This is a genomic window from Nocardioides sp. (assembly GCF_004803405.1).
Classification (GTDB): Bacteria; Actinomycetota; Actinomycetes; order Propionibacteriales; family Nocardioidaceae; genus Nocardioides; species Nocardioides vastitatis.
The window spans coordinates 1-3122 of sequence record NZ_SSXI01000109.1 but is presented as its reverse complement, the minus strand read 5'-3'; the positions used below and the strand labels follow the sequence as shown (position 1 = coordinate 3122).

The window sequence follows — 3122 nt, the reverse complement described above, 5'->3', positions numbered from 1 at the left end:
CGGCCCGCGACCGCCGTGCGGCCCTCACCTTGCCGGGGTGCCGGTACACCGAGATCAGCGCCGCGAGCTCGTCGAGCGCCTCGCCCACCGCGCGGGCGCAGAGCAGTCCGAGCACTCTGAGCACCGAGCCGAGCGCCAGCCGCACCACCTGGAACGGCAGCGCCGCCCGCGGGGAGTTGGCGAGCAGCAGGAACAGCGCGGCCCGCCGCTCCTGGAAGTGGGTGTGCCGGCCCGTCAGTGGCGTTCGACGAACGCCCCGGTGAGCGGCCTCGGCGTGGAAGACGACGGCCTGCGGGACGATCAGCGCAGTGCGGCCGGTCGCGGCGGCGCGCCAGCCGAGGTCGAGGTCGTTGCCGAACATCGGCAGCTCCTCGTCGAACCCGCCGAGCTCCTCGAGGGCGCGCCGGCGGATGAGCATCCCGGCCGTGTTGACCGCCAGCACCTCGCGCACGTCGTCGTGCTGGCCCTGGTCGTACTCGCCGCGCTCCAGGCCGGTCTCGCGGCGGCCGGTGCCGCTGATCGTGACGCCCAGCTCGAGCAGTCGGCGCAGGGACGGCCATTCGCGGAGCTTCGGGCCGAGGATGTCGGCCTCGGGGTGCGCCGCCGAGGCGGCGAGCAGGTGAGCCAGCGCGTCGGGGGCCGGGTTCGCGTCGTCGTGGAGGATCCAGAGCCACTCGGGCTCGTGGCCGGCCTGGGCCAGCGCGGCCAGGCCCTCGGAGACGGCCTGCGGGAAGCTCGTCGAGGCCGGCACCCGCCGCACGGTCGCGGCGGGCACGCCGGCGAGTGCGTTCTCGATCAGGTCGGGGCTGCCGTCGCGACTGCCGGTGTCCACGGCCACGACCGAGCCGACCGGCGCCGTCTGGGCCTTGAGGCCCGCCAGGACGGCGGTCAGCCAGGAGGCGCCGTCATGGCTCACCAGGAGGACGGCGACCTCGGCTTGCTGCGACACGGGGCCACACACTACGTCCGGCGGGCTAGGGGGTCGAACCGCCGGGCAGGTGCGGACCGCAGCGCAGCTACACGGCGCGCTTCTTCAGCTTTCGCCGCTCCCGCTCCGACAGGCCGCCCCAGATGCCGAAGCGCTCGTCATTGCTCAGTGCTGCCTCGAGGCACTCGATCCGAACCTCGCAGGTCTGGCAGACCTTCTTGGCCTCCCGGGTCGATCCGCCCTTTTCAGGGAAGAACGCCTCAGGATCCGTCTGAGCGCACAGCGCGCGCTCCTGCCAGCCCAGCTCGTCGGACTCTGCCTCCACCAGGAAGAGTTCCCTCACGATTCCGCCCCTTACGACTCGACCCCGTGCCCGAACGACACATATGGAATTACATGCATGTCATACCCGCTGAGTCAAGGTCGAGTCTGCTATATACGGCCCGAAGGGACCTACGTCCCATGAGCACGGCAGAGTTGCCCCCGTGAAGAAGCTGACGGTCCTGTCCGGTGGTATGGGCGGAGCGAGGTTCCTGCAGGGACTCCTCCACGGCATCCGCGCGGGCATCCTCCCGGGTGTCGCCGACGACGCCGAGGTGACGGTCGTGGCGAACACCGGGGACGACTGGTGGGTCCACGGCCTCAAGGTCTGCCCGGACCTCGACACGGTGATGTACACCCTCGGCGACGGCATCGACCTCGAGCGCGGCTGGGGGCGGCGCGAGGAGACCTGGAGCGCCAAGGCCGAGCTGGAGGCGTACGGCGTCGAGCCGACCTGGTTCGGCCTCGGCGACCGCGACATCGCGACCCACCTCGTCCGCACCCAGCTGGTCGAGGCGGGGTACCCGCTGTCCGCGGTCACCCAGGCCCTCTGCCGGCGTTGGCTCTCGCCGACGTACGGCGAGGCCCTGCGGCTGCTGCCCATGACCGACGACAGGGTGGAGACCCACGTCGCGATCGCCGACCCGGAGGCTCCGAGTGGCCAGCGGGTGGTGCACTTCCAGGAGTACTGGGTGCGCCTGCACGCCCGGGTGCCGGCGGAGGCGGTGGTCTTCGTCGGTCTCGAGCAGGCCTCGCCGGCGCCAGGGGTGCTGGACGCGATCGCCGACGCTGACCTGGTCGTGCTTCCGCCGTCGAACCCGGTCGTCTCCGTCGGCACCATCCTCGGCGTACCCGGCGTCCGTGACGCCGTGCGCACCACGACGGCGAAGGTCGTGGGCCTCTCCCCCATCGTCGGCGGCACTCACGTGCGCGGGATGGCCGCGCAGATGCTGACCTCCGTCGGCGTCGAGGTCAGCGCCGCCGCTGTCGGCCTCCACTACGGCTCGCGCACGCGTGGCGGCGTGCTGGACGGCTGGCTGGTCGACGAGCGGGACGCTGACCAGGTCGGCCGGCTCGAGGACGGCGGCCTCCGCGCCGCCGCGGCGCCACTGATGATGACCGACCACGACACGACGGCCGCCATGGCCGCCGCCGCGATCGCCCTGGTCGGCGAGGACGCCTGATGGCCGAGATCTCCGTCGTCGCGCCCGACGGCGTTCCCGAGGTCCGCGCGGGCGACGACCTGGCCGGGGTGCTGCTGCCGGCGCTCCGGTCCGCCGATCTCGCCGACGGCGACATCCTCGTCGTGACGAGCAAGGTGGTGAGCAAGGCCGAGGGCCGCGTCGTCCGCGGCGGCCGCGAGGAGTGGATCGACGCCGAGACCGAGCGGCTGGTGGCGCGCCGCGGGCCGATGCGGATCGTGCGCAATCGCCTGGGCCTCACCATGGCCGCCGCCGGCGTGGACGCGTCGAACGTCGAGGGCGGCTCCGTCGTGCTCCTTCCGGAGGACCCGGACGCCTCTGCCCGCGCCCTGCGGGCCGCCATCGCCGAGCGCACAGGCATCAACGTCGGTGTCGTCGTCACCGACACCGCCGGCCGGCCCTGGCGTGAAGGACAGACCGACATCGCGATCGGCGCGGCCGGGATGGTGGTGCTCGAGTCGTTCGTCGGCCGCACCGACGCCCACGGCAACGAGCTCGCGGTGACCGCTCCCGCTGTGGCCGACGAGATCGCCTCGGCAGTCGAGCTCGCCCAGGGCAAGCTGGGCGCGCGCCCGTGCGCCCTGCTGCGAGGTCGGGCAGACCTGGTCCTGGCGCGCGGCGAGGACGGCGCCGGCGCCCGCGTGCTCATCCGCGCCGACGGCGCCGACCTG

General features: G+C 73.1%; 4 protein-coding genes. 2 read left to right on the top strand and 2 right to left on the bottom strand.

Going from position 1 to position 3122, the window contains the following annotated elements; genetic code table 11:
* Both E7Z54_RS08030 and E7Z54_RS08025 read right to left on the bottom strand, forming a co-directional pair.
* The coding region (locus E7Z54_RS08030; RefSeq protein WP_168798225.1) for a glycosyltransferase family 2 protein at window positions 1-949 on the bottom strand (949 nt) is incomplete at its 3' end.
* A gap of 67 nt (window positions 950-1016) precedes the next feature.
* Window positions 1017-1271: a WhiB family transcriptional regulator gene (locus E7Z54_RS08025; RefSeq protein WP_136432650.1), complete on the bottom strand. Its 255-nt coding sequence runs from the start codon at window positions 1269-1271 to the stop codon at window positions 1017-1019.
* 142 nt (window positions 1272-1413) lie between these two features.
* Here E7Z54_RS08025 and cofD point away from each other — a divergent pair, with 142 nt between their 5' ends.
* Together cofD and E7Z54_RS08015 are read left to right on the top strand one after the other, a co-directional pair.
* Entirely contained in the window at window positions 1414-2433 is a 1020-nt protein-coding gene (cofD, locus tag E7Z54_RS08020; RefSeq protein ID WP_136432648.1) for a 2-phospho-L-lactate transferase, read from the top strand.
* Window positions 2433-3122 (top strand): coenzyme F420-0:L-glutamate ligase (locus tag E7Z54_RS08015; protein WP_136432646.1); only part of this gene is annotated, 690 nt, incomplete at its 3' end. The genes cofD and E7Z54_RS08015, both read left to right, overlap by 1 nt.